General features: G+C 41.6%; 18 protein-coding genes and 2 tRNA genes. 10 read left to right on the top strand and 10 right to left on the bottom strand.

The features are described from left to right. Positions 1–5 precede the first annotated feature (5 nt). From ACNORC_RS11800 to ACNORC_RS11785, 4 genes are read right to left on the bottom strand one after another with little or no spacing between them, the layout of a single operon-like run. Positions 6–797, bottom strand: a complete 792-nt coding sequence (locus tag ACNORC_RS11800) for a (Fe-S)-binding protein (RefSeq protein WP_418335848.1) — start codon at positions 795–797, stop codon at positions 6–8. A 38-nt stretch (positions 798–835) separates the two neighbouring features. Continuing rightward, on the bottom strand, positions 836–2,209 hold the full coding sequence (locus ACNORC_RS11795) for a 4Fe-4S dicluster domain-containing protein (RefSeq protein ID WP_418335847.1): 1,374 nt from the start codon (positions 2,207–2,209) through the stop codon (positions 836–838). Between the two features lie 9 nt (positions 2,210–2,218). Further along, a complete protein-coding gene (locus tag ACNORC_RS11790; RefSeq protein WP_418335846.1) occupies positions 2,219–3,169 on the bottom strand; it encodes an MlaD family protein in 951 nt (316 codons plus the stop codon). A gap of 54 nt (positions 3,170–3,223) precedes the next feature. Then, complete coding sequence (locus tag ACNORC_RS11785) at positions 3,224–4,360, bottom strand: N-acetylmuramoyl-L-alanine amidase family protein (RefSeq protein WP_418335845.1); 1,137 nt, start codon at positions 4,358–4,360, stop codon at positions 3,224–3,226. Positions 4,361–4,470: 110 nt separating this feature from the next. Here ACNORC_RS11785 and ACNORC_RS11780 point away from each other — a divergent pair, with 110 nt between their 5' ends. Then, a complete protein-coding gene (locus ACNORC_RS11780) occupies positions 4,471–7,167 on the top strand; it encodes a putative LPS assembly protein LptD (RefSeq protein WP_418335844.1) in 2,697 nt (898 codons plus the stop codon). A gap of 12 nt (positions 7,168–7,179) precedes the next feature. Beyond that, entirely contained in the window at positions 7,180–7,560 is a 381-nt protein-coding gene (locus tag ACNORC_RS11775) for a RidA family protein (protein ID WP_418335843.1), read from the top strand. 12 nt (positions 7,561–7,572) lie between these two features. Here the strand turns inward: ACNORC_RS11775 and ACNORC_RS11770 are convergent, their stop codons facing one another. Beyond that, positions 7,573–11,943, bottom strand: coding sequence for a translocation/assembly module TamB domain-containing protein (locus ACNORC_RS11770; protein WP_418335842.1), 4,371 nt, complete (start codon positions 11,941–11,943; stop codon positions 7,573–7,575). A gap of 126 nt (positions 11,944–12,069) precedes the next feature. On the opposite strand from ACNORC_RS11770, the gene tsaD reads away from it, so the two are divergent. From tsaD to ACNORC_RS11740, 6 genes are read left to right on the top strand one after another with little or no spacing between them, the layout of a single operon-like run. Further along, positions 12,070–13,092, top strand: coding sequence for a tRNA (adenosine(37)-N6)-threonylcarbamoyltransferase complex transferase subunit TsaD (gene tsaD, locus ACNORC_RS11765; RefSeq protein ID WP_418335841.1), 1,023 nt, complete (start codon positions 12,070–12,072; stop codon positions 13,090–13,092). A gap of 4 nt (positions 13,093–13,096) precedes the next feature. Further along, positions 13,097–13,810, top strand: a complete 714-nt coding sequence (locus ACNORC_RS11760; protein ID WP_418335840.1) for a 16S rRNA (uracil(1498)-N(3))-methyltransferase — start codon at positions 13,097–13,099, stop codon at positions 13,808–13,810. 38 nt (positions 13,811–13,848) lie between these two features. After that, positions 13,849–14,493: a DUF4159 domain-containing protein gene (locus ACNORC_RS11755; RefSeq protein ID WP_418335839.1), complete on the top strand. Its 645-nt coding sequence runs from the start codon at positions 13,849–13,851 to the stop codon at positions 14,491–14,493. After that, positions 14,493–15,008 carry a TrmH family RNA methyltransferase gene (locus tag ACNORC_RS11750; RefSeq protein ID WP_418335838.1) on the top strand — a complete coding sequence of 172 codons (516 nt, stop codon included), beginning with the start codon at positions 14,493–14,495 and terminating at the stop codon, positions 15,006–15,008. Before ACNORC_RS11755 ends, ACNORC_RS11750 begins: the two co-directional genes overlap by 1 nt. A gap of 19 nt (positions 15,009–15,027) precedes the next feature. Next, positions 15,028–16,116 carry an AI-2E family transporter gene (locus ACNORC_RS11745; RefSeq protein WP_418335837.1) on the top strand — a complete coding sequence of 363 codons (1,089 nt, stop codon included), beginning with the start codon at positions 15,028–15,030 and terminating at the stop codon, positions 16,114–16,116. A gap of 2 nt (positions 16,117–16,118) precedes the next feature. After that, complete coding sequence (locus tag ACNORC_RS11740; protein WP_418335836.1) at positions 16,119–17,294, top strand: class I SAM-dependent methyltransferase; 1,176 nt, start codon at positions 16,119–16,121, stop codon at positions 17,292–17,294. Here the strand turns inward: ACNORC_RS11740 and ACNORC_RS11735 are convergent, their stop codons facing one another. From ACNORC_RS11735 to ACNORC_RS11725, 3 genes are all read right to left on the bottom strand, one after another. Continuing rightward, positions 17,295–18,401 (bottom strand): glycosyltransferase family 2 protein, encoded by a 1,107-nt coding sequence (locus tag ACNORC_RS11735; RefSeq protein WP_418335835.1) that lies wholly within the window; start codon positions 18,399–18,401, stop codon positions 17,295–17,297. 573 nt (positions 18,402–18,974) lie between these two features. Continuing rightward, positions 18,975–19,049, bottom strand: a tRNA-Pro gene (locus ACNORC_RS11730). A gap of 60 nt (positions 19,050–19,109) precedes the next feature. Beyond that, positions 19,110–19,194 (bottom strand) — tRNA-Ser (locus ACNORC_RS11725). Positions 19,195–19,471: 277 nt separating this feature from the next. Between ACNORC_RS11725 and ACNORC_RS11720 the strand changes: the two genes are divergently transcribed. Then, complete coding sequence (locus ACNORC_RS11720; RefSeq protein ID WP_418335834.1) at positions 19,472–21,118, top strand: ABC1 kinase family protein; 1,647 nt, start codon at positions 19,472–19,474, stop codon at positions 21,116–21,118. Positions 21,119–21,124: 6 nt separating this feature from the next. Here the strand turns inward: ACNORC_RS11720 and ACNORC_RS11715 are convergent, their stop codons facing one another. Continuing rightward, positions 21,125–22,462, bottom strand: coding sequence for a capsule assembly Wzi family protein (locus ACNORC_RS11715; protein WP_418335833.1), 1,338 nt, complete (start codon positions 22,460–22,462; stop codon positions 21,125–21,127). A 97-nt stretch (positions 22,463–22,559) separates the two neighbouring features. On the opposite strand from ACNORC_RS11715, the gene ACNORC_RS11710 reads away from it, so the two are divergent. After that, positions 22,560–23,312: a tyrosine-protein phosphatase gene (locus tag ACNORC_RS11710; RefSeq protein ID WP_418335832.1), complete on the top strand. Its 753-nt coding sequence runs from the start codon at positions 22,560–22,562 to the stop codon at positions 23,310–23,312. Here the strand turns inward: ACNORC_RS11710 and ACNORC_RS11705 are convergent. Continuing rightward, complete coding sequence (locus tag ACNORC_RS11705) at positions 23,296–25,692, bottom strand: GumC family protein (RefSeq protein WP_418335831.1); 2,397 nt, start codon at positions 25,690–25,692, stop codon at positions 23,296–23,298. The two genes, ACNORC_RS11710 and ACNORC_RS11705, sit on opposite strands and share 17 nt — an antisense overlap. Position 25,693: the final 1 nt, after the last annotated feature.

Raw genomic sequence — 25,693 nt, 5'->3', positions numbered from 1 at the left:
AGATATTACAGATCTTCTGCATTGGCGATCATTTCAGCAATGTCCATGACCGCAACTTTATCTTCTTTGTTCTTACTTTTCACTCCGTCGGTAAGCATAGTATTGCAGAAAGGGCAACCTGCAGCGATTACCTCAGGCTTCACCTCCATAGCCTGTTCTGTACGGGCTACATTCACATCTTCTTTTCCAGGTTCGGGTTCCTTAAACATTTGAGCCCCACCGGCACCACAGCACATGGCATTTTGCTTACAACGTTTCATCTCTACCAGCTCCACTTCCAGTTTCCTCAACAGGTCGCGCGGTGCTTCATAAATTCCATTCCCTCTTCCCAGGTAACATGGATCGTGAAAAGTGATCTTTTTGCCTTTGAATTTCCCGCCTTCTACTGTTAACCTGCCTTCTTCAAGTAAGGATTTCAAGAAGGTTGTATGGTGCATGACCTCATAATTTCCACCCAGGCCCGGATATTCATTTTTAATGATATTAAAACAATGAGGACAAGTGGTCACGATCTTTTTGATCTCATACCCATTCAGAACTTCTATGTTTCCGGCAGCCTGCATCTGGTAAAGAAATTCATTGCCGGCTCGTTTTGCAGGATCACCTGTACAACTTTCTTCGGTTCCTAAAACTGCAAAATCTACGTTCGCCTTATGCAACAACTTCACAAAAGCTTTGGTGATCTTTTTCGCCCGGTCGTCAAAACTTCCGGAACAACCAACCCAAAAAAGGACTTCAGGCTTTTTGCCTTCTGCCATATATTCTGCCATTGTAGGCACTTTGATAGAATCTGCCATTGTATATTCTTTAAAAGCCAGCGGCTTTTTATTAATTTTTAGTTTTCAGTGGCCCAGTTAAGCCTGTCCATTTGGTTATATGGCCATGGAGCACCGTTGTTCTCGATATTAGAAAGAGCATTGTTAAGATCTGAGGGTCCGGCACTTTGCTCCATCATCAGGTATCTTCTCATCTCAACAATGATAGACATGGGGTCGATTCCCACAGGACATGCTTCAACGCACATATTACAGGTAGTACAGGCCCAGATCTCTTCTCTCAGGATGTAATCGTCTAATAGTTGCTTCCCATCAGGTTGGAAAGACCCATTCTTGGTGATGTTCTCCCCTACTTCTTCCAGCCGGTCGCGGGTATCCATCATGATCTTTCTCGGCGATAGTAATTTTCCTGTATTGTTTGCGGGACATTCCGAGGTACACCTACCACATTCGGTACAGGTATACGCGTTCAGCAACTGCACCCTGTTGAGATCAAAAACGTCTGAAGCCCCGAATTTTTCAGGTTCTCCTTCTTCTTCTCCTTCCGGTTCGGCGGGTGCCGCAAAAGGATCTGCATCGGGATCCATCATTAACTGAACTTCTTTTGTTACAGCATCAATGTTATCAAACTCACCTTTAGGTCTGATCTTGGAAAACCAAACATTCGGGAAGGCCAAAAGTATATGAAGGTGTTTTGAATAATAGAGGTAGTTAAGGAAGAAAAGTATTCCTAAAATGTGCAACCACCAGGCTGTTCTTTCGATAATGATCAAAGTAGAATTACTTACCCCTTCAAAAATGGGCAAAAACCAGCTACTTACAGGAAAATACCCTGCACTCACATAATGAGCTACACTTTCACTTACCGGAATTCCTGCCTCGAACATTTCCTGGGCATTCAACTGTAACTGGTGATCTGCTGCGTTCATGGTAAGGAAAAGCAGCATAAGCACCATTTCAAAATAAAGGATGTAATTAGCGTCATTTTTCGGCCAACTGGTCATTTCCCTGGCCATGAATCGGTACACGTGCAGAACATTCCTCCTGATCCAAAAAATAATTACTCCCACAAATACAAGGAGAGCGAGAATTTCAAAAGAAGCAATAAGGAAGTCGTAGGCTCCGCCTGCACCAGCGAATAAACGGTGCGTACCAAACACTCCATCCAGGATGATCTCCAGGACTTCAATATTTATAATAATAAATCCGAGATATACAATGATGTGAACGATTCCGGATACCGGTCTTCTAACCATTTTATATTGCCCCAGTGCCAGCTTGGCCATTTTTCCCCAGCGCTCCCCGGGATTATCTGACCGGTCAATTTTTCGGCCTAACTTGATATTGCGCGTCAAACGGCGCACATTACGTACAAAAAAGCCAATTCCCGCTATGAGAGCGAGAACGAAAGCTACTTGGGCAACGATTTGCATGGTTGGTGGTTATTTTAATGAATCTTTTGGCTTGGAATACGGACCCGGATTTTTTCCGAAAATAGAGAAATGTACGTATCGCTTCGGATTAAGCTTGACATCCTGGATGAGTTCATCCAACTGTCTTGTGGCTCTCTCGAGATTGTTATAAACTGAAGGGTCATTGATCAATCTTCCGGCTGTACCTTCTCCGGAATTTAGTTTATTGGTCATTTCCTCAAAACTCGCTACTGCATTTTCAAGATCATTCGTCATTTTCCTTAGATCTACACTTGCCAGAGTATCTGAAAAACTATTGAGATTTACCGCCATTTCATCCAAATTGGTAAAGGTACGGTCTATGCGGGGTGCGTTTTTAGAAAAAATTCCGTCTGCTGTTCTGGCTGTATTCTTAAGTGAAGCAACTGTTTTACTTAGATCTTCAATACTTCTCTTCAGGTTCTCCCGTGTCTGGGGATTCATTACTTCGTTGAAGGAATTAATAAGGGAGTCTGTACTTTCGATAGCTCCCTCCACTTTTTGTTGCAAAGGAGTCAGTCTTTCATTCACCAACTCAAGCAGCCCTTCTTCGATCTGGCCGGGAAGAGTATCTCCTGACTGTGCCAGATTACCTTTTTCATAATCCGGTATAATGGCAAGGGATTTTCCACCAATAAGTCCGCCTCCATAGACCTGTGCTATACTGTTCTTAGAAAACGGAAACTCATTATCAACAGTAAAGGTAACCACCAACCTCCCCGAAGTATCCAAAAAGCCGATTTTGGAAACATTTCCAACTTTCAATCCATTAATGGTAACAGGAGAAGAAGGAGAAAGTCCTTCAACATCATTATAAACAGCATAAAAAGTACGGCTGGAATCGAACCAGTTTTTACCTTTTAAGAAGCTGTACCCAAAAATAAACAGAAGAATAGCAACAAGTGCCAATAGGGCGGTTTTTACCTCTCTAGTATATTTCACAAAGAATTTTTATTGGTGAAGGACAAATTTAAAAATAAATATAGAAAAGAAGCTCTAATTCATTTTTGTTTTTAACGCGTCATTAACGCTGATCTTATCGTTATTCCTGAATGCGACGATAAAACACGAATTATATCCTTTTTTCCTGGCGATCTCCTGAAGCTCTTTGATCTGTACATAACTGGAAGTAGCTCCGTAATAGTACTTGTATAATTTCCCCTCCTTATTCCTGAAAATTCCATCCAGTCCTTTAAAGTTTCGCGGACTGGGATCTATCTTTTTGCCTGTGGCGGCCAATTGCACCGGGAAGGTCACATCCCTGTATTCATCTGAAGCAACTTCAGCAGACTTTGTATTCACCTGTACCGGCGGATCTTCTGCAAGGCCTTCCAGGATCTCGAGGTTGATACGATTCTTATAATCTTTAACTGCGTCTACAATAGCTTCAGACATTTTTCCCTGCCCATTGCGGCTGTTTAGGAAAGATCCTTCACTGTTATTGGTGAGAAATCCGGTTTCTATCAACACGCTCGGCATATACGTCTGCCTTAGTACCAGGAATCCGGCTTGTTTTACTCCCCTGTCAACACGATTCAATTTATGGGTAAAGTTTTTCTGAATCAGATCTGCCAGAAGAATACTTTGATCCAGGTATTCTTCCTGCATAAGGGTAAGCCCAATATAGGATTCAGGAGAATTCGGATTAAATCCGTCGTAAGTGACCTCATAATCTTCCTCCAGGAAGATCACCGAGTTCTCGTTCATTGCCACTTTTAAGTTATCTTCATTGCGGTGCAGTCCCAGTACAAAAGTTTCTGTTCCCGCAGCCTGTGAGCGGTGAGCATTACAGTGTACAGAGATAAAAAGATCGGCTCCCGCGTCATTAGCAATTTCGGCACGACCGGCAAGGGTCACGAATACATCGGTTTTTCGGGTGTAGATCACCTTCACATCGGGCAATTTTTCAAGTTCTGCGCCAATACTCAAAACGATATTGAGTGCAATATCCTTTTCAAAAAAACCATTCCCCCTGTTGCCCGGATCCTGACCACCGTGACCGGCATCAAGTACAACCACGAACTTCTCCCGTGGCGGCTCACAATCTGAAGCTACGGCATTAAAAAAAACTGCGGAAAGCAGAAATACAAAAAAAGTAAGTAGGTTCGTTCTCATATGGGAATAACGATTCATAAAGGTGGTTATTTTATTTTTTGGTAAACCGAAAAGGTAGCTTAAAAAATATATGTAATTTTGAGACTTCAAAAATACTGCCACACGTTACAAAAATAGCATATCTAGCATTGCGAACAAACATACTTTACATACTTTCCTGCTGTCTTTTTTTGGTCGTATGTGCCTCAAAGACATCAGCTCAGGAAATAAAGACTAAAGAAGGTGTTCGCATTCCTGCAGAACGGGAACCTGCTGTACCTATGCAGGACTCTATAGTTATTTCGGCGCCGGTTCCCGATATCAGGATAACCCAACAGGATTCTGTAAAACCTCGAAATCAATTTCTCACAGATCAGGTGGTTTATTCTGCGGAAGATTATATGCGCCTTAGTCCAAAAGAAAACCGGATTTATCTCTACAACAACGCAGTTGTCACCTACGGTGATATCAATATTACTGCCGGAAGAATTATTCTGGACAATGCGAAAAATGAAGTTTACGCCTTTGGAATAGTAGATTCAACTGGAAATTATACTCAAAAACCCATTTTTATCCAGGCTCAGAATGAAGTTAGACCCGACTCAATCCGGTTCAACTTCAAGACCGAAAAAGCCCTGGTATTTAATTCCCGAACAGAACAGGGAGAATTTAAGGTTTTTGGAGCGGTAACAAAAAGAGAGAACGATTCGGTCTTCTACATGAAGAATGTTCGGTTCACCACCTCAAATGATGAAGAGAATCCCGACTATTTCTTCTACGCCCGAAAAATAAAGTTCGTTCCGGACAAAAAGATCGTATCAGGTTTGGTGAACATGTACATTGCTGATGTCCCTACTCCGCTGGGATTACCTTTCGGATATTTTCCAATGACCGATGAGCAAACCTCCGGATTCATTATTCCCACTTTTGGAGAAGACAATAACCGCGGTTACTATCTGCAGAACGGAGGTTATTATTTTGCCATTAGTGACTATGTAGATCTCACGGTCCTGGGAGATTACTACACCAATGGAAGCTATGGATTGCGAACGGAATCGTCCTACGCTTTACGTTATCGTTTCCGGGGAAATCTGAGTTTCCGGTATGAAAAGATCCTCAATAGCGAACGGGGATTTCCTGATTTTTCGGAATCTTCTATTTATAACTTGAGATGGTATCACACGCAGGACCAGAAAGCCAATCCAAGCTCCCGATTTTCGGCCTCTGTGAACCTTGGTAGTAGTGATTATTACCAGGCGTCCACTAACAATATGAATACAGGGAACAGACTTACCAATACCCTGAGCTCTTCGATCTCTTACCAAAAGACCTTTAATTTTGAACCTCAGGTAAACCTAAGTATCACTGCCACACACAGCCAAAACACCAATACTCAGCAGATCAACATGACGCTGCCAACTGTGCAGGCAAGCGTCGACAGGATCTATCCTTTTGAACCAAAAATAGGTGCCAAAAAAGGCATTATTGAGAACATTAATTTCCAGTATTCTGTGAGAGGTGAAAACCGTTTCACAACAACCGATTCGCTTTTTTTTACCCCTGAAATGTTCAGGAATGCGACTACGGGAATCCAGCATTCTGTACCTCTTACCACCAACTTCAAGTTATTTAATTACCTCAGTGTTTCTGCCGGAGGTAATTATACCGAAAACTGGGTTTTCAAAACTTTCGAACGCTCTTTTGATGAAGAGCTGCAACAAGAAGTTGTAGATACCATTAGCGGTTTTGATTCATTCCGAACTTATAATTTCAATACAAGTATTGGAACCACGATCTACGGAACCAAGAATTTCAGCGGAAATGGCAAGATTCAGGCTATACGGCACGTGATGCGGCCATCCATCAGTTACAACATTAATCCGGGCTTTGATTATTACTATGACAGTTATTTAGTTCCGGAAACTTCAGATGGGAGACCGGAAAGAGAGGTAGAATATTCCCGTTTTCAGGGAACTTTGTTTGGACCTCCGGGGAAATTGTTTTCAAGTTCTATAGGAATGTCCTTAAGCAACACTTTTGAAGCCAAGGTCAAAGATTCGGCAGATGCAGAACCACGAAAGGTTAAATTACTCAACAACCTCAACATTTCCACTTCGTACAATCTGGCAGCAGATTCTCTCAACCTCTCTCCTATCAGTATACGGGGAACCTTACCAGTTATTCAGAATAAACTGGACGTGAACTTTGGGACGAACCTGGATATCTATGCCCTGAACAACGACAATCGTCGCATTGACAAGCTGAACATCAATAACGGCGGAAGCCTTTTCAGAATAACCAATGCCAACGTGAGTTTTGGTTATTCCTTCTCGAGCTCAGATTTTACCGGTGGAAAGGAAAATGTGAACCGATTAGAGAACCAGACCTTCAGAAATGGAGGAAGACCCGATGATCTCTTCGGAAAGGACATGGACCTCGACGGAACTTTTTACGACGAAAAAGAAGAAGATGTTGCAGATGAAGATCAGAAGGAAAATGAATGGTATAACTTCAATATTCCCTGGGATCTGCGTTTGGCCTATACCATGAATTACACGAACACGGCAAGGCAAAATCAGATCTCCTCTCATTCCTTAATGTTCTCGGGTGATGTAGAACTTTCTCCCCGCTGGACAGTGGGAGCCTCTTCGGGTTATGATTTCGTGAACCAGGGCTTCACTCACACCCAACTTCGATTTGCACGGGATCTGGGTAGCTGGCGTATGACCTTCAACTGGACTCCATTTGGGGTTTACAAGCAATGGAATTTCTTTATTGGGATCAAATCTTCCATGTTAAGCGATATCAAGTACGAAAAACGCAGACAGAGGGACCGACAACTTTAAAAACCAGAACTCATGAAAAAGATCATTAAAACAGACGACGCACCTGCACCGATTGGCCCATACAATCAGGCAGTTCTGACCGGAGACACTTTGTACATTTCAGGACAAATAGCCATTAATCCTGTGAGTAATGAATTGATGACTTCGAACATTCAGGAGGAAACAGAACAAGTCATGAGAAACTTGAAGGCTATCCTCACGGCTGCGGATATGGATTTTTCGAATGTCGTAAAGAGCTCGATCTTTATTAGCGACATGAACAACTTCGCACAGATCAATTCAGTCTACTCCAAATATTTTGATGAGGAAACAGCTCCTGCACGGGAAACTGTGGAAGTAGCGAACCTTCCGAAGTTTGTAAATGTGGAGATCAGCATGATCGCCCTGAAATAGAAAATTCAGGGGTTAATTTTCGTCACCAGGGAACCTGATATAATCAGGTGCCAAACTTTTTTGTTTCTCCTCTTCGGCAACTTCCTGCTTGGTAGAGGTGGATGCTACTTCCTTGTTGACGATCTTCCGCAGTAATTCTTTAAACGTATCAAAATCCACCTGGTAAGAAAGCCCCACTCCCTGGGTAAAGCCTAACTCCTCACCTATATATTGGATATTATTTTCACGGTTGAAGATCTTGGCCCGCAGGTTTCCTTCTTCGTTCAACAGGAATTCGATCTCCAGATTTCCTACGATCACAGTTTCGGTAACACCACCAACCGGCACCCCAACCTGACCATTTATCAACACCCTTTCGCTGATCTGCGTAGAAAGAGTGACTCCAAAGCGATCTGCAGTGGTTTGTTCCGGCGTACGTGCTCCCTGCTCATAATTTAGACCCACCTGGAATTTTCCGCTGTCATCTGACAACAGATTGTTGAAGAATCCGGAAGCGCTTTCAAATAAGTTCCCCGCCCAAAGGTTTGAATTATTTCCTGCAAGGACATTTTCCGTATAGAACTGTCCGAGGGTAATTAATGAAAATGCCTGTATCTCAGTATTTGTCGAGGTTTCGATCTTATATTCCAGCTCTGAACGCACGGCTGAAGTCACGTTAGGATATTCCAGATTAAAGGAGATGTCAGGCTGTAATAGCTCCCCTTGCAGGTTGATCACCACATCTACCGGTATCCTTCGGCTTATCCCCGGATTTTCGAGAATAACAGCCGGATTTGCATGCGCCTCATAGACCGCACTGATATTCAGATCGGCCAGGGCAGGGTTTCCACTCCAGTTGATACTTCCACCGGGCCTTACTTCAAAACGTTTCTGAAGGGCACCATAATTAAATATATACTCACCGCTGTTCGCAATAAAGTCACCCCACATATTGAATTTTCCAAGAGTATTGATCTCGATAAGCAAGGTACCTGCTCCCCTTCCGCGTAGAATACTTCCGTCGATGTCGATCTCCACGAGAGCATCACTCGTAACATCAAGGTCAAAATTGAGCTCGAGACCTTTGACTTCTTGCAACTCGATCTCTTTTCCCGCCAGGCGAGCCTCTTTCTCCTCGGGACTCAAAAAGTGAATAAATGAGTTGTCTCCTATGCTTTCAGTGTCGCTAATAGGAATTTTAAAGACCGTTCCGCTTCGGGTAGTTCCAAGTACATCTATAACAAGCTCGGAAGTTGGTCCATAAATAGAGGCATTTCCCCCCATGAATCCGGTTCCGTAGTACAGAGCATCTTCATTTGCTTCAGTATCTAAAACCAGTAACCGGTCTGTGGAAATATTCAATCCGAGTATCCATTTGGAGAAATTCTGGTGCGAAATAGTTCCGTCAAGAATTCCGGTGGTTCCATACTTCGTATCCCGGATCCGGATATTATCAAAACTGAATTGCTGTTCCGAAAGGTTCACAGCGGCACCATCCTGAAAAGCATAGTCAACCGCCAAATAAGGAATGCTGAGGCCGGCTTTATTTAACTGAAGCTTTCCGGAAATATCGGGATTCTTGTAATTACCGGTAACATCGGCATCTCCTGATACCAATCCCCGGATATTGGTTATGACATCTCCCCCAATTGGGCTAAATGCGGCCATATTAAAATTCCGCAGACTAACCTCGAGGTCAATCTCGGGCGTTTCACTATCAACTTCAATCTCACCTATGGCTGAAAGAGATTCGAGACCCTTGTTCCTCAAAGTGGCATTTACATTATAAAACCTAAGATCCTTATCCCCCATTACATCCAGGTTCAGGTTTCCTAAAAATTGGTCATTTATTTCCAGATTTTGCACCGTAAGCGAAGAACTTGGATAATATGCTCCATCCCGTTGCACCAGATTAAGGGAACCATCTACGGTACCCCTCATCAAAAGCTTATCTACATCGGGTGTTATTTTGTACAGGTCTACATTATCAAATTCCATTTCGAAATTCTTATAAGTAGAATCCCTCATCTGCCCGGCCAGACGTATCTCCTCGTTCTCATGACTTAGAACCAGAGAATCTATCCTCACATTCTGAAATCCTTTGTCAAAGATCACCCGGTTGCTCTTATTGTTCTGCTCATTCATGTGCCAGATGCTTTCTTTGAACTTAATGTCTGACTTCTGAAGGCCTACCACCGAATTGTTATTTTCGTTGATGGTGTGGTACATGTTCAGGTTGAAAACATCATCGTTTTTAGGCCCTCCCGTAAATTCTGAACGAATGAACAAGGTGTCATTCAAGGTTACGTTAATCAGATTAAAATCGGAAACGTTGTAAAAACTGGTGGCTACACTGTCTATTTCTACGTAAGTATTGAAAAGCGGGTTGGAGTTATCAACCTGGATATTCACCTGCTCAAAAAGGTTATTAAAGGCATCTATCTTTGGTGACTTGAAAGCCAAACGGAATTCAGATTCATCACTTTCAACACTTCCTCTTATGAAAGTATTTGGAGCAAGGGTGATCTCAGGGTAAAACACCTCCACTATCTTATTATAGATATCAAAATCAAAATTGAGATATTGATCTGTAGTGATCTTATTGGGTTTATAGTTGGTATAGAGGCTCCCCAGGGCATTCTCCACGAGGGCAGGAACTTCAGTAATATCAAAAACCCCTTCCACTGTTCCATTGATGACATCGGGAGAAATAACTTCAATAGTCCGCACCGGCCCATCAAAACTGGAGGTGATCTTCAGATCGTTAAAGACGTATGAATCATTTTCATTTCTGTAGGATGTATTCAGTAACAGGATCTCTCCGGCGAAATTATTCACATTGGTCCCCTTCATATTCATGATCACATCTCCCTGAAAAATGGCAATACTGTCTCTTTTTACAAAATTGAGAGCCTGGAGGTTAGCATACTGCACTGAGGCTTCAAAATCATACACACTGGTTTTTGAAGAAAGATCTGCGAGACCATTGAACTCCATTTGGAGGTTAGGATCCTGAGAAATGAGATTTCCGTTGAACACAGGTGCTTTTAAGGTACCTCTTACTTTCAGATTATTGTAAGCATAGCCATTATAGGTCAGTTTTGAAACTGCTCCCCTTACTTCGGTATTTAAAGTTTCTGAAGAAAGTCCTCTTCCGTTGAAAATGATGTCAAAAGTGGTCTTTCCGAAGGCTTTGGAGTTTATAAGTTTACCAAGGTTGAAATCCTTTGCTTTCAAATTTCCACGGTAGGTAGCGAGACCGGTATCATTAAAATTCTCCATCAGGATCTCAAGATCTGCGGCTCCCAACTGAGAGAAAAGCAAGGCATCTGAGGAAAGGGAGTTTTCCGAAACAAATATTTCTCCCCGCAATTGCACATTTCCCAGTTCCCGAAGCTCTACCGGAAGTTTATCGCGCAACAAGCCGGGTAACAAGTTTACCAGGTCGTAGTAGTTGGTGGCAATCTCATCAACATTTCCTTTTAAGGAAAATACCTGCCCCTCTTTGGCCAAAACATTCTTTAAATGAAGATCTCCCCGTAACCTGGTTCGATCAAGGCCGTCCATATCAAGATCGTGAAGAACAAAATCATTAAGGGTCCCCTCTAGTCTGGTTGAAAAATTGATCTTTTGCCCCTTCCCAAACTTATCATAGAACAACTCAAGATCTGTAGTTGAAATAGTAGAATTTTTGAAATTCGCTTTAATCGGCACCACGTTCTCGAATTCACCGAACCCGTTTCTGATATCAAAGACGATATCAGCGTTTATATCAGAGTGCGAATTTTTAAGCTCGAGTTCATCCAGCCTCATCTCTTCCTTCGTATAGGAAAATTCGGTGCTCAAAAAATTAATATTCAGGCCTCTTCCTTCTTTCGCCGAAAGTTTTTCAATTCGTGCATATATTTCAGACCCCTTCACCAGAAAGTCCTGCACGTTCATATTTAGATCCTCCAGAACAAGGATCTCCGGATTTTGCAAATTTTCATTCACATAACTGAACTTTCCGGCAAGAACTTCCAGTTCACTCGCCCTCAAAATAAATGGTGAGGAAGATTGCTTTTTTTGAGACTCCAGCTTCTGAAGAAAAATATTCAGATTATCCTGAGTTTCACCTTCATAGATCTTAAGGTCCAGCTGAAGCTGATTAGCTGTAGTGTTTCCTAAGGTGGGCGAATTATTGAAAATGCTCGAAAGACTGGTAACAGAAGTTTTTACCCTATCCGAAAAGATAAGCGTATCCTCATGATGGTCACGGATCAACACATCTCCCAGCCGAATTTTCCCGCCGTAGGTCAATCCAACACTTCCAATGGAAATATTTACGTTTTTATTCTTGTTAACAGAATCTGTTACTTTTTTAGCAACATAGGTTTGAACAGAAGGAATAGAAAATACTATCAAAAGTATGATAAAAAGCAGCAGCAGAGCCAGCAGCGTTTTTCCAAGTATTTTCCAGAATTTTTTGATAGTATTTTATGTAATATCTTTGCGAACAATATTAACAATTTTCAGGCCTAAATCATAAGGATGGCAGCACAAAATATATATATTCTCGGCATTGAATCTTCCTGCGATGACACGGCCGCAGCCGTTCTTCACAACGGCAGGATTCTTTCTAATGTCGTAGCTACTCAGGAGATCCATAAAAAATACGGCGGAGTGGTACCAGAACTGGCTTCCCGGGCGCATCAACAAAACATTGTTCCGGTCATCCATGAAGCTTTAAATCAGGCAGGTATAAAAAAGGAGCAATTATCGGCCATTGCCTTTACGCGGGGTCCGGGTCTTATGGGCTCTTTGTTAGTAGGAACTTCTTTCGCTAAATCTATGGCTTTAGGGCTTAATATTCCGCTGCTGGACATCAATCACATGCAGGCTCATATTCTGGCCCACTTTATTGATGAAGAAGGTTTTGAAAAACCAAAATTCCCTTTTTTGGCCTTAACAATAAGCGGTGGCCATACCCAAATCGTGAAGGTTTCCGATTATTTTGAAATGGAAGTAATTGGTCAAACCCTGGATGATGCCGTGGGTGAAGCATTTGACAAAAGCGCAAAAATTCTGGGTCTGCCATACCCGGGTGGACCGCTGATCGATAAAAATGCTCAAAAAGGAGATCCTAAAGCTTTTGACTTTCCCAAGCCCAAAGTAGGTGATCTGGATTTCAGTTTTAGCGGACTTAAAACATCCATTCTTTACTTTGTCCAGAAAAAGCTGAAAGAGGATCCGCAATTCATTGAAGAGAATCTGGAAGACATTTGTGCCTCAATTCAACACACCATCATTAAGATCCTGATGGATAAGCTGAAAAAAGCGGTGAAACAGACCGGGATAACACAGATCGCCATTGCAGGAGGGGTTTCGGCTAATAGCGGGATCAGGAAAACACTTAAAGAGGCTGAGCAAAAATACCAGTGGCAAACCTATGTTCCCAAATTCGAATACACCACTGATAATGCCGCAATGATAGCTATTGCCGGACATTTTAAACTGTTGACAGGGGAATATGCAAGTATGAGCACAACCGCCAAAGCCCGCATAAAAATGTAATTCTATGCAATTATTTTTTCACAGTGAGATCAGGGAAGGTGACCGCGAAGTAGTTTTTTCCCGCGATGAAAGCCGGCACATTGTAAAGGTCCTGCGGAAGATGGAAGGAGATAAGCTTCATTTGACCAACGGAAAGGGCTGGTTATTCGAGACTGAGATCATTGCTGCCGATGTAAATAAATGCACCGCCCGAATTATACATGCTGAAAAAGAACCGGCTCCGCCTTACCGTGTCCACCTCGCTGTGGCACCCACCAAAATGAACGATCGATACGAATGGTTCCTGGAAAAGGCTACTGAAATAGGTATTCAGGAAATAACCCCGGTCATTTGTGATAACAGTGAAAGAAAAATTGTAAAGATCAATAGATTTGAAAGGGTGATTCAAAGTGCCTTGAAGCAGTCTCTGCACACTCATTTTCCGATCCTCAACGAACCTGTAGCACTCAATGACTTCCTCAAAGCCGAGTTCGAAGGGCAAAAGTTTATCGCCCATTGTGAGGAAGATCAGCCAAGGATGCTGCTGTCTAAAAGCGTTCATATAAATTCAGATGTTACTATTCTTATTGGTCCCGAAGGAGATTTTTCTCCCCAGGAGATCAAAACTGCTTTAGAAAATGGCTGGAAACCGGTTAGCCTTGGCAACAGCAGGCTGCGTACAGAGACAGCCGCAATAGTTGCTTGCCACACGGTGGCTCTAATTAATGAGGAGGAATAATTTCGCCGGCAGCTCCTTTTTTTCCTATTTTTAAGAACATGAAAAAAGTGATTTTCTTGTTGTCATTTCTAGGAGGGCTGGTATTTGCAGAGGCCCAGGAGATCGCCGTACTAAAGTATAAAGGCGGCGGTGACTGGTATGGGAATCCCACCTCGGTTCCTAACCTTATAAAGTTTTGCAACGAGAATATTCACACCTCCCTGGAACCGAAACCGGCGACTGTAGAACCTTCAAGCACAGATATTTTCCAATATCCCTTCGTTCATATGACCGGCCACGGAAATGTCTTTTTTGACGAAGAAGATGTCGAAAACCTGCGTACTTATCTTCTCAGTGGCGGCTTTCTGCATATTGACGACAACTACGGAATGAATGAATATATTCGTCGGGAATTGAAAAAGGTCTTTCCTGATAAGGAATTAACAGAATTACCATCCTCCCATCCTATTTTTTCCAGTGCTTTTCCTTTTCCGAATGGGCTTCCAAAAATCCACGAGCACGATGCACTAAAACCTCAGGCCTATGGTTTATTTGAAAAAGACCGCCTTATCTGCCTTTTTACATATGAAAGTGATCTTGGCGATGGTTGGGAAAATGAACAGGTACATAACGATCCACCTGAAGTAAGATTGAAAGCGCTGCGGATGGGTGCGAATATCATCAAATACGTATTTGAAAACTAATGCAGCTGACTCATTCCGACACTGAATTTTCTGAAAAGAAATTTCCTATCATTATTCTTCTGGACGGTATAGCAAGTCCGGCAAACCTTGGCAGCCTCTTTAGACTTGCCGACGCCTTCAACGTGGAAAAGATAATTTCATGCGGAAGTGTAGGAATTGACCTTGGTAGTAACCGATTGAGAAGAACTGCGAGAGCGACCATAGAAAAAGTTGCACTTGAGGAAAGAGAAGAGATCCTGGAAGTTCTTACAGATCTTCAAAAAAGGAATTATTTCACTCTGGCATTGGAGATCACTTCTGACAGCATTCCCGTGGAATCGCTGGATTATAGCCAGTTCAAAAAAGTAGCTCTGGTGCTTGGGAATGAACGTTCGGGGATAAATGAAGAGGTGCTGAAAAAGGTTCAGCAGAAGATCCACATTACTATGTTTGGCCGCAATAGCAGCATGAATGTGGCACAAGCTGCAGGGATCAGCCTTTTTGAAATTACTAAAACTCTGCCTCCAGTTCTGTAAGAAATAATATATTTACTCCGTGAACGCAAAAGAACTATCCTACGGAATACTAAGGGCTATTGCCATTTTGGTTGGCGTTGCCTTTCTCCTCTACTTTTTATACGAGATCCAATCTGTTCTGATTTACATCGCAATTGCCGGAGTTATTTCCCTGGTGGGAAGGCCGGTTGTGATCTTTCTAAGGAATCGGATGAAGATCCCCAACAAGATCGCCGTGGTGATCGTGTTGCTGTTAGTGCTCTGCAGTTTCATTGGGCTCATAACGATATTTATTCCTATTGTCGTAGAACAAAGCAAAAACCTGGGTCAGATCGACATGGATGCCTTTACGCGTGATCTGAACGAGCTGAACGCACAGATAAACAATTACCTGGGGGTTGAAGAAATAGACATCATAGAAGGAATCAAACAGACCGAATTTGTTCGCAACTTCGATATTACCACTATTCCGCGCTATCTCAATAGCTTTTTCGGAATTTTAGGAGCCATTGCAATTGCCATTTTTTCAATCATCTTCATTTCCTTCTTCTTTTTGAAAGACAGCAAACTGATGCTAAACAGTTTCCTGGTATTTGCAAACCAGGGACATGAGGAAAAATTCCAGCGAGTTTTTAATAAGATCAAGATCTTGCTTTCCCGTTATTTCGTGGGACTAACCCTTCAGATCACTGTTCTCTTTGTTCTCTACAGTATTCTGCTTTCCATATTTGAAATCAACAACCCTATTGCAATAGCCTTTATTTGTGCATTCCTGAATATCATTCCTTACCTTGGACCAATCATTGCGGGAATTTTAGTCGCTCTTTTCGTGATCTCCAGTAACTTGGGAGCGGATTTCCAAACCATCATCCTTCCGCAGTTGGCATACGTGATGGCCGGCTACGGAATTTGTCAATTGATCGACAACTTTATCAATCAACCACTTATTTTTGGCGCCAGTGTACGTTCTCACCCGCTTGAGATCTTTCTGGTAATCCTGGTAGCAGGCCTCACGATGGGAATTATAGGGATGGTTGTGGCAGTACCTTTTTATACTGCTATTAAAGTGGTGGCAAAAGAATCCCTCAGCGAGTACAAGATCGTAAAAAGACTCACCAGAGACCTCTGATCTTGAACAAAGCACTTTTAAATAAAGAGGTTCAGGAATTTCTGGAAAAGAATTACAAAAAAGACATTTCAGGAATTATTCTGAAGGGAAGCCCTTTTTCGGAGGTTAGTCCGCAGGAATTGGCTATTCAGCTCACCGGTAAAAGAAAGGCTGAAAAAAAGTTGCCAACCTGGTTTAAAACTCAGGGCATCATCTACCCTCCCACTCTCAATCTGGAACAGACCTCTTCTGAAATAACTGCGGAATACAAAGCTTCTCTTGTGGAAGGAAAAACGTTGGTGGATGTCACCGGCGGTTTTGGAATCGATTCTTTTTTCTTCAGTAAAAGATTTGAGCAGGTTGTCCATTGCGAATTGAATGAGGAACTTTCTGAACTCGTTGGTCATAATTCCGAAGTGTTAGGCGCCGATAATCTGCAAACGTTCCATGGTGATGGAATAGAGTTTATTAAAAGCAGTCAAAAGAACTTTGACTGGATCTTTATTGATCCTTCCCGGAGGGATGAAGGCGGAGGAAGAGTATTTCACCTTTCTGATTGTCTTCCGGATGTTCCGGCTGCGCTTCCTTTGCTTTGGCAAAAAACGGATAGTATACTGCTCAAAACCTCTCCCCTTCTGGATTTACAGGCGGGCATTCAATCTCTGGAACATGTAAAGGAAATCCATGTAGTTGCTGTTGATAATGATGTAAAAGAGCTGGTGTGGGTTCTAAAAAAGGGATTTTCAGGAGAAATTAAACTTCACTCCATTAACTTCAAAAAAGCTGAAAAAGAAGTCTATTCCGGTTATTTCGGGGAGCAGCCGGAATCAAAATATAGCGAACCACTCGATTATTTATACGAACCTAATGCAGCTATCATGAAGAGTGGCCTTTTTGATACAGTTGGTCGTGATCATAAGGTTCTGAAATTACATCCCAATACCCACTTATACACTTCCAAAGAACCAAGAGATTTTCCGGGAAGAAAATTCCGGATCCTACAGTCTCTTCTCTATAAGAAAAAAGTGATCAAGAAAGAACTTGATCTCCAAAAAGCTAATATTTCAACCCGCAACTTTCCGGAAACAGTTGAAGCCCTTAAAAAGCAATTTAAACTCAAAGATGGCGGCGAGTATTACCTGTTTTTTACCACCCAAAAAGACAATCAAAAGATCCTTCTTGTTTGTCAAAAACTCTAATTAATCCATCGGATAATTAGTATCCGAAAATGGCTTTTTTGGAACCCCTTCCAAATCCTTTTCTTTAAGTAATTTCCTCAGAAGATTCCGGGGGTAAATGTAGAAGAAGGCGGCAAAGACGAACCAGATATTGAGAAGGGTAATTCGAACTACATCTTGAAAAGGCCTGAAATGAGTAACCCTTTCTTCAGGATCATAAAGAACTTTTACCGGAAGATTTTTTACATCAACTCCCTCCCACGCAGCCTTTACGATCACTTCAATTTCAAGTTCAAAGCGTGAAGTAGTGAGGTTTAGATGATTTACGGTGTTTAAGGGATATAAGCGGTAGCCGCATTGCGTATCCTGAAGATCCACACCCGTTTCTACCTGGAACCAAAAACTGGAACAACGGTTCCCGAAGCTACTTTTGTCCGGCACACTGGGATGATCCATTTTTCGGGAACCTATTACAAGAAGATCCGGGTCAGTTGGTTGTCTTTCTTCCAAGGCATCTAAAAACACAGGGAGATCATCAGGAAAATGTTGACCATCAGAATCCATTGAAATAGCATAATTATAGCCCATCAGCTCAGCTGCCTTGAATCCGAGGCGCAGGGCATTTCCTTTTCCTTTATTTACAGGGATCTCCAATTTTTCCACACCCGAAAAATCCTCGAGAATTTTAGAGGTGTTATCTGTTGAACCATCGTTGATCACCAGCACATTTTCTGTATACCCCAGTACTTCGCCAACCACTCTCTTCAAGGTCCCTGCATTGTTATACGTGGGAATAAGAATACAGCACTTGAGCTTATCAAATCTGTCCTGGTATTTTGGAAAATCTTTCAAGAATTGAGTTTCAGTAAAGTTAATTAAAATGGAAGGGACTGCCTTGTAAACCAGGTATTGATTATTACCTGTAGCAGCTGATCCTTGGGTGTCAAAAATGTCATTTTGGAGAACTTTTTTTGGAAGGAATCTTTGTTCGTACTTCCCACTTCGTCCTTCTAACTTCAGGATTACCTCCCTGCGGTCGGTGATCCTTGAGGGTGGAACTAAAATAAAGCCTGCAGGCTGGCGCCTGCACGGTCTTTTTTGTTGGCCCTGCGGCCTCAAAAATGTCATTTGGGAGAACTTTTTTTGGAAGGAACCTTTGTTCGTACTTCCCACTTCGTCCTTCTAACTTCAGGATTACCTCCCTGCGGTCGGTGATCCTCTGAGGGTGGATCTAAAATAAAGCCTGCAGGCTGTCGCCTGCACGGTCTTTTTGGTTGGACCTGCGGTGTCAAAAATGTCATTTTGGAGAACATTTTTTTGGAAGGAACCTTTGTTCGTACTTCCCACTTCGTCCTTCTAACTTCAGGATTACCTCCCTGCGGTCGGTGATCCTCTGAGGATGGAACTAAAACAAAGCCTGCAGGCTGACGCCTGCCCGGTCTTTTTTGTTGGTCCTAAGGTGTCAAAAATGTCATTTTGGAGAACTTTTTTTGGAAGGAACCTTTGTTCGTACTTCCCACTTCGTCCTTCTAACTTCAGGATTACCTCCCTGCGGTCGGTGATCCTCTGAGGATGGAACTAAAACAAAGCCTACAGGCTGACGCCTGCCCGGTCTTTTTTGTTTCACCCTTCGACCTCGAACAAGTTCGGGTCTCGGTTAAAACAAAAAAGCCCTGCACTTTCGTACAAGGCTTTATTTTGTCGGGGTGGCAGGATTCGAACCTGCGGCCTCCTGCTCCCAAAGCAGGCGCGATAACCGGGCTACGCTACACCCCGAAGCAATTCAAAATTCAAAATAATCTTGAATTCAGAACTCTGAATCTTGAATTCACTTAGCGGAGAGTGTGAGATTCGAACTCACGCGACAATTGCTCGTCGACAGTTTAGCAAACTGCTCCATTAACCACTCTGGCAACTCTCCTCAGCAAAACAATGAACTTGTAAATATTTTGCGGTTGCAAATGTATGTTTAAAGATACTTTCTTCCAAACCTTTTTTCTGTTTTTTAGGTCCCTCCTTCCAAAGGAGTTTAGCCTCAATACCTTATGTCTAGATAATTCTTTCTTATTCTGTGTTTCCTTTCTGCAGCTGCTGAAGGTTTTAAATATTCCTTAATAAAACACCCATTTCAATTCGATTCAAAATGAATTATATATCTTAGAATAGAATATTATTTCTTTTCCTTCAAACAGAAAAATATGTCCTTTCTCCCCGAAAATCTCGTACGTTACCAAAAATTTCTCAGTTTCATGCTAAAATACTGGAACAGTGACCTTTTACATGAAACTGCTCTCAATGCCATTGAACAGGAAAAGTCTGAAAAAATTTCTCAATTTGATCAGACTCCTGAAGAATTAGTAGAAGACCTGAAGAAAATGGGACCTACCTATGTGAAACTGGGGCAGCTTTTATCTACTCGTCCAGATCTCTTGCCGGATGACTATTTACAAGCCCTTTCCAGTCTACAGGATGATCTACCCACTATTCCTTTTGACGAAGTAAGGGAAGTCGTGGAATATGAAATAGGCAACAGGATCTCTAAAGCTTTTAATTACTTTGAAGAAGAACCTGTCGCCAGTGCTTCTATCGGGCAGGTTCATATCGCTGAACTTCGATCTGGTAAAAAAGTCGCAGTAAAAGTCCAACGGCCCGGAATCAGAAAAAAATTCCTTGAAGATCTGAACACCCTGGAGGAGGTTACCGCACTAGCGGTTAAGCATACAGAGGTTGGTAAGAAATATGCTTTAAATGATGTCATGACTGAGCTTCGGCGTATCATGCTTCAGGAATTAGATTATTTGAGAGAAGCCAACAACCTTGTCACCTTAGGCACAAATTTGAAATCTTACCGCAGGCTCATCGTCCCTCAACCAATACCCGACTATACTACTTCCAAGGTTCTCACCATGGAGTATGTAAAAGGGAAAAAAGTCACAAGTGTTTCTCCTTTGAAAAAAACAGAAGAAGATTATAAGGCATTGGTGGACGAATTTATCGAGGCTTATTTGCAACAAATTGTTTCAGATGGATTTGTACATGCAGATCCCCACCCGGGAAATATTCATCTCCTGGAAAACGGGAAAATAGCCCTGATAGACCTGGGTATGGTCGCTCAGTTTTCTAAGAAGATGCGGGAGAATCTTTTAAGACTTTTATTGGGCCTCAGCAAAAATAATGGAGAAGAGATCGCTGATACGCTGCTTCAAATGAGTGAAAGAACAGAAAAAGCAACTGTAGAAGCCTTCCGAAGAAAAGTTGCGGTAATGGTAGACGAAAACCGGAACAGTACTGCAAAGGACATGCAAACAGGCAAATTACTGATTCAGATGAACCGTAGTGCAGCAATGAATGGAATTCACTTACCGGTAGATGTAAATATTCTTGGAAAGATATTATTGAATATGGATCAAATAATAGCCTTTCTCGCTCCTGAACTGGATTTAAGAGAATCGGTCACCAAATATCTCAATAAGCACATGCAGACCGAAATGCTCAAAGATTTTGCGCCAGAGGAAATATTTTCTGTTCTGCTGGAATCAAAGAACCTGTTGGAACATCTCCCTTCCCGTATCAATAAGGTGACTGAAAATTTAGCAAATAATAAATTCAAGATGCAGATCGATGCCATAGACGAAAAAAGCCTCACAGACGGTTTTCAAAAAGTGGCGAACCGGATCACACTCGGATTGGTCATAGCAGCGATGATCATTGGTGCGGCCATGTTGATGAGTGTTCCTTCTGCCTTCACCATTTTCGGCTACCCCGGACTGGCAATTATATTCTTCCTCCTGGCCGCGGTGGGCGGAATTTACCTCAGCTATGTTATTCTATTCAAAAATGAATAAAACCTCTTAAAATAGCTGCTTGCTCAGTTTTAACCCTGCTCCAAAGATATTAGTGCTTGAAGAGTGAAAATCTGCTCCTAATTGCAGGTTTACATCCATAAATTCCTGCCATAGTTTTACATCAAGCATTCCGGAAAAAATTTCATCATTCGGCGTGGAAGTACCACCTTTAGCTCCGTAATTCATACGGTAACTCGCAAGAAGCTTATATGGAAATCGTGAAAACCCATTTCCTGCGATCCCCAGATGATGAGCCACAATATTATTATCTCCGATTCGCTCCCTGTCAGCATCCATCAAAATAAATGGTAACCCAAGGACCCGGTGTTCATAGGTCCAACCAGACCTGTAAAGGTTATTATTAAAGTAATTATCCTTTCCATCAGTAGTTGGAAAGTTTTTACTTTGATTCCGGGTATAGTAATATTCATACATAAAAGCTGAGATCCATTTATTCGATTCCCGATCCTCTATGTATACTCCGTACCGCCCATCAGGGGTATTTCGAAGCATCAATCCCGATTTGTCTTCAAAAATTGTGTTGTAAAGGAACTGTACATCATAGTGAGAGATCGAGGTATTCAAGTAAATCTCATAACTTCCCAATTGATTTCCAAGTGCATTAGCTTCTTCACCTGAAACGTCATTTTGCCCTTCACGGCCAAGGATTACCTTTAAATAATCATTAAATCCTGAAGGTAATTTTCCATAGTCCGGAGAATTCCCTCCCCACTGGACAAAGTGCTGTACTCCTACAATAAGTTCTATATTCTTAATTCCGGAAAAGACAAGATGGAAACTTTTGTGATGCACCCGCAGATCTTCAACATAGCGCTCATCATCGGTCAGAAACTCTTCCCATTCTGCTTTAAAACCGAGTCCGGCTTCTTTCCAGAAATAAACAGGACGAATTGTTCTTATACCAGCTCCCGGAAGAGGCCGTGCATTGAGGGACCAAAGAATGTTTTCATTTGTTGCACTTAATCCTTTGTACAGCTCCTCCCTATGCTTTCTTCCAACATAAGTTTCTAACCAGGAATTTCTGAACTTAATATAATAGTCGTCTAACTGTACTTCATCGCTATACCCGTTTTGGTAAAGAACTCCAGCACCTGCTTCCAAAAAAGACTCAGAAGTTAGATAATATTTTCCGGAAACATTTCCCCAACCCGCAAGATCCGTCATTTCATCAATTCTTCCCCGTTGGTTGGTGTATAACCAAAAAGGATTACTTTCTTCAGAAGAAATAATGCCTTCTAAGGTAACAGATGCAGAATAATCTATGGTTTGAGAATTGGCGTTAAGGAGGACAAAAAAAAGTAGAAAAGGTAGTTTTTTGATCATGCCTGAAATAATTGGTCAGGTAAATGTAATATATTATTTACACCGCCGGATATAGCAGAATAAAATATGTAATTTTATAATCCAAAATACAGCTTAAATGTTCTCCATTTTTAAGAAAAAATCTTTCCTCAAAGATGAGCTTGAGGGATTTTTAGATATTCATAATCATATACTTCCGGGAATTGATGATGGTGCAGCTACCTTAGAAGATTCTTTGAACCTTCTGAATAAATATGAAGAATTGGGGGTGACAGAGTTCATTGCAACTCCGCACATAATGAATGATTATTACCCCAATAATCCACAGACCATTGGTGAAGCATTAAAAAAGGTAAGAACAGCTCTTGACGAAAGTAATAAGCCCTACATAAAAATCAAAGCTGCCGCAGAATATATGATGGATCAGTTTTTTTTGGAACTAATGGAAAAAGAAAAATTACTTTGCCTGCATGAAAATTATGTACTTGTTGAAATGTCGTATTTCCAAGCACCCATAAACCTAAATGAAATATTGTTCAAGCTACAAACCCAGCAGTATCGCCCTATTTTGGCTCATCCCGAACGATATGTTTATATGCACAGGAAGACAACTCAAAAATATGAAGAGTTAAAAGAAAGAGGGTGTTATTTCCAGTTAAACCTGTTAAGTATTCTTGGCCATTATGGAAAAAACATTCAACAGGCAGCTTTTCATTTGCTGGACAACGAGTTGATAGATTTTATAGGAAGTGATACGCATCAGTTAAGGCATTTGGAAAAGCTTGAATTATCCAAAGTGTCTCATAAGCGAATCGATCAAATAAAACCTCTTCTAAAAAGAAACAAAGAAGTTCTTAAACCTTTTTCTTAAAAGGCTTTTTTAGACGATTAATAATAGAGCCTTTTTCTTCATCTGCTCCATACCCATATCCATACCCGTAAGCATACCCATACTTTGCACCGTAGGAGAACTTTGAATAGTCCACATCGTTCAATACGATAGCAAGGCCTTTAAGTTTTCCCTGTTGTTTGAGTTCTTTTGGAAAATCAAGCAATTTTTTTTCAGTATAGTTTGCACGGGTCACATAAATTGTGGTGTCTGCCAACTGACTTATAAGCAAAGTGTCTGTCACTATCATAGTAGGTGCAGTATCTACTATAACAAAATCATAATTCATTTCCACACCTTTTAGAAGAGCTTCCATACGATCGTTCATTAGCAATTCGGCCGGATTTGGAGGAATAGCTCCTGAAAAAATGACATCGACTTGAATATTGTCCTGATTAGTGGAATTAATAATATCTTGGGGAAGTACATCATGATCATATAAATAATCTGAAAGGCCTTTGGTATCTACAGTTTCTTCAGAATATTTATGAAGCTTGGGATTCCTGACATCTGCTCCAACCAGTAAGATTTTTTTCCCGGTACTGGCAAGTGTCCTTGCAAGGTTAAAGGACACGAATGTTTTTCCTTCACCTTTTATCGTAGAGGTAACAAAGATCACTTCCGCCTTTTCCTTGTTTCTCGACTGCACGAGATATGCCAGGTTCGTTCGCAATATCCGAAATGATTCGGCCAATGGTGATCTGTCGTTGATCTGTATTACCTCATTTTCTTCGGAGGTCACTCTTGGAATTTCCCCAAGAAAAGGAATATCTTTTATAAGTGGCTGAAGATCTCCTTTATGATGGACCTTGGTATCCAGAAAATTGATTGTAAAAATTACTATTAACGGGATGAGAAAACCTATAATACCTCCTCCTGTTAAAATAAGCCAGGGTTTTGGATCAACAGGTTGATTGTAGGTATACGCCGGATCGATTATCTTCGCCACAGGAGAAGTTGCTGCAAAAGATATTGCTGCTTCTTCCCTTCTTTGCAATAAAAAAAGATAAAGCTGCTCCTTAATTTGCTGCTGTCGTTCTATACTTCTTATACCTTTTTCAAGCCCGGGGAAAGTACTGAATTGGCCCTCAGCCTGCCTTTCAAGTTGGCTTAATTCCCTGATACGTATCCTGATAGTGCTTTTAGTTTGCTCAATATTCTTAAGAAGGCTATTCCTTAAAGAATCCAGTTGCTCAGTGATTGTTTCAACCACCGGATTTTTACTGGTCCCAGTCTTTAAATAGGCATTCCTTTGAAGAATAAGATCATTATACTGGGTTATAGACCCTCCTATACCACCTTCTTCCATACCTAAACCTTCAGGTAATAACTGGTATGGTTCAGCTGAAGAAAGCGTCTCCTCTATACCATTGATGACCAGGAGTTGAGTTTCAAGTGTAAAGATTTCCTGTTCTGCCATAGAGGATTTCGCCAAATACTGGCCTGCGCTACTCCCCACATCCATGATCTGGTTCTCCTTTTTGAAATCTGCAATTCCTCCTTCTACAGAATCTAATTCCTGAGAGATCAGCTCAAGACGATCCTGGATAAATTTTGCAGTACTTTCTGCCACTTGTCTCTTATCTGCTACCCCATCAGCATTAAAGTGAAGCATTAAGGTATTTAAAAAATCCTGGGTCTTTTCAGGAACCTCTCCGGTCAAAGACAAGGATAAAATGTCTTTTGCCTGTCCTTTTGGAGAAATATTCATCCTCCAGATAAAATCAGCAGCCACATCCCGTAACGGCCAAAGTCGAATATTTATAGTATTCTGAGCCTCAATTTGAGAAACAGTAGGGGTGATTTTGAATTTTATACCTCTCACACCAACCGGTTCTCCAAATTCATGAACTTCAGAGTATTCCTCTGACTTTCCTTCTAAAACATAAGTATTCGATGTTTTTGGTGTTACATAAAAATCCAGAAGGGAATTATTTATAACTTCCGGAGAGGATAAGAATTCAATCCTGACAGGAGATCTTTTATAGGCCTCAACAGCAATGATATTGCCCTCCATGAAGTAAAAAACATTAAGATCCAGAGAATCCACTACTCCTTCAACAAGCCGTTTTGATTTTAATTTTACTATCTGGTTGTCTAATGAATTCTGGCCTATAGCCAATATTGAGCCCCCGCCGGAGGGCAAAGCACCAACAATACTATTATCCTCATCACCGAGGATCATCATAGATGCCTCTGTATTAAACTTAGGGATGGTGTACCTGTTATAAAGAAACGCAACCATTAATCCTAAGAATGCCCCCAACACCAACCATTTCCAATGTGTCAGATACTTATAGATCTCTGCCTTCAGGTCAAAATTCGATTCTTCTTTTTCAGAAAAGTCCTGTAATTCTTCCATG

Source organism: Salinimicrobium soli (genome assembly GCF_048323655.1).
GTDB lineage: Bacteria > Bacteroidota > Bacteroidia > Flavobacteriales > Flavobacteriaceae > Salinimicrobium > Salinimicrobium soli.
The sequence above is the reverse complement of the archived record's forward strand: the minus strand, read 5'-3'. Positions and strand labels throughout refer to the sequence as shown.

Excerpts from the sequence above, each read along its gene's own strand:
- ACNORC_RS11715 (WP_418335833.1), bottom strand. The coding sequence starts at position 22,462 with ATGATCAAAAAACTACCTTTTCTACTTTTTTTTGTCCTCCTTAACGCC.
- ACNORC_RS11705 (WP_418335831.1), bottom strand. The coding sequence starts at position 25,692 with ATGGAAGAATTACAGGACTTTTCTGAAAAAGAAGAATCGAATTTTGAC.
- ACNORC_RS11755 (WP_418335839.1), top strand. The coding sequence starts at position 13,849 with ATGAAAAAAGTGATTTTCTTGTTGTCATTTCTAGGAGGGCTGGTATTT.
- ACNORC_RS11795 (WP_418335847.1), bottom strand. The coding sequence starts at position 2,209 with ATGCAAATCGTTGCCCAAGTAGCTTTCGTTCTCGCTCTCATAGCGGGA.
- ACNORC_RS11800 (WP_418335848.1), bottom strand. The coding sequence starts at position 797 with ATGGCAGATTCTATCAAAGTGCCTACAATGGCAGAATATATGGCAGAA.
- ACNORC_RS11760 (WP_418335840.1), top strand. The coding sequence starts at position 13,097 with ATGCAATTATTTTTTCACAGTGAGATCAGGGAAGGTGACCGCGAAGTA.
- ACNORC_RS11775 (WP_418335843.1), top strand. The coding sequence starts at position 7,180 with ATGAAAAAGATCATTAAAACAGACGACGCACCTGCACCGATTGGCCCA.
- ACNORC_RS11720 (WP_418335834.1), top strand. The coding sequence starts at position 19,472 with ATGTCCTTTCTCCCCGAAAATCTCGTACGTTACCAAAAATTTCTCAGT.
- ACNORC_RS11735 (WP_418335835.1), bottom strand. The coding sequence starts at position 18,401 with ATGACATTTTTGAGGCCGCAGGGCCAACAAAAAAGACCGTGCAGGCGC.
- ACNORC_RS11710 (WP_418335832.1), top strand. The coding sequence starts at position 22,560 with ATGTTCTCCATTTTTAAGAAAAAATCTTTCCTCAAAGATGAGCTTGAG.
- ACNORC_RS11750 (WP_418335838.1), top strand. The coding sequence starts at position 14,493 with ATGCAGCTGACTCATTCCGACACTGAATTTTCTGAAAAGAAATTTCCT.
- ACNORC_RS11785 (WP_418335845.1), bottom strand. The coding sequence starts at position 4,360 with ATGAATCGTTATTCCCATATGAGAACGAACCTACTTACTTTTTTTGTA.
- tsaD (WP_418335841.1), top strand. The coding sequence starts at position 12,070 with ATGGCAGCACAAAATATATATATTCTCGGCATTGAATCTTCCTGCGAT.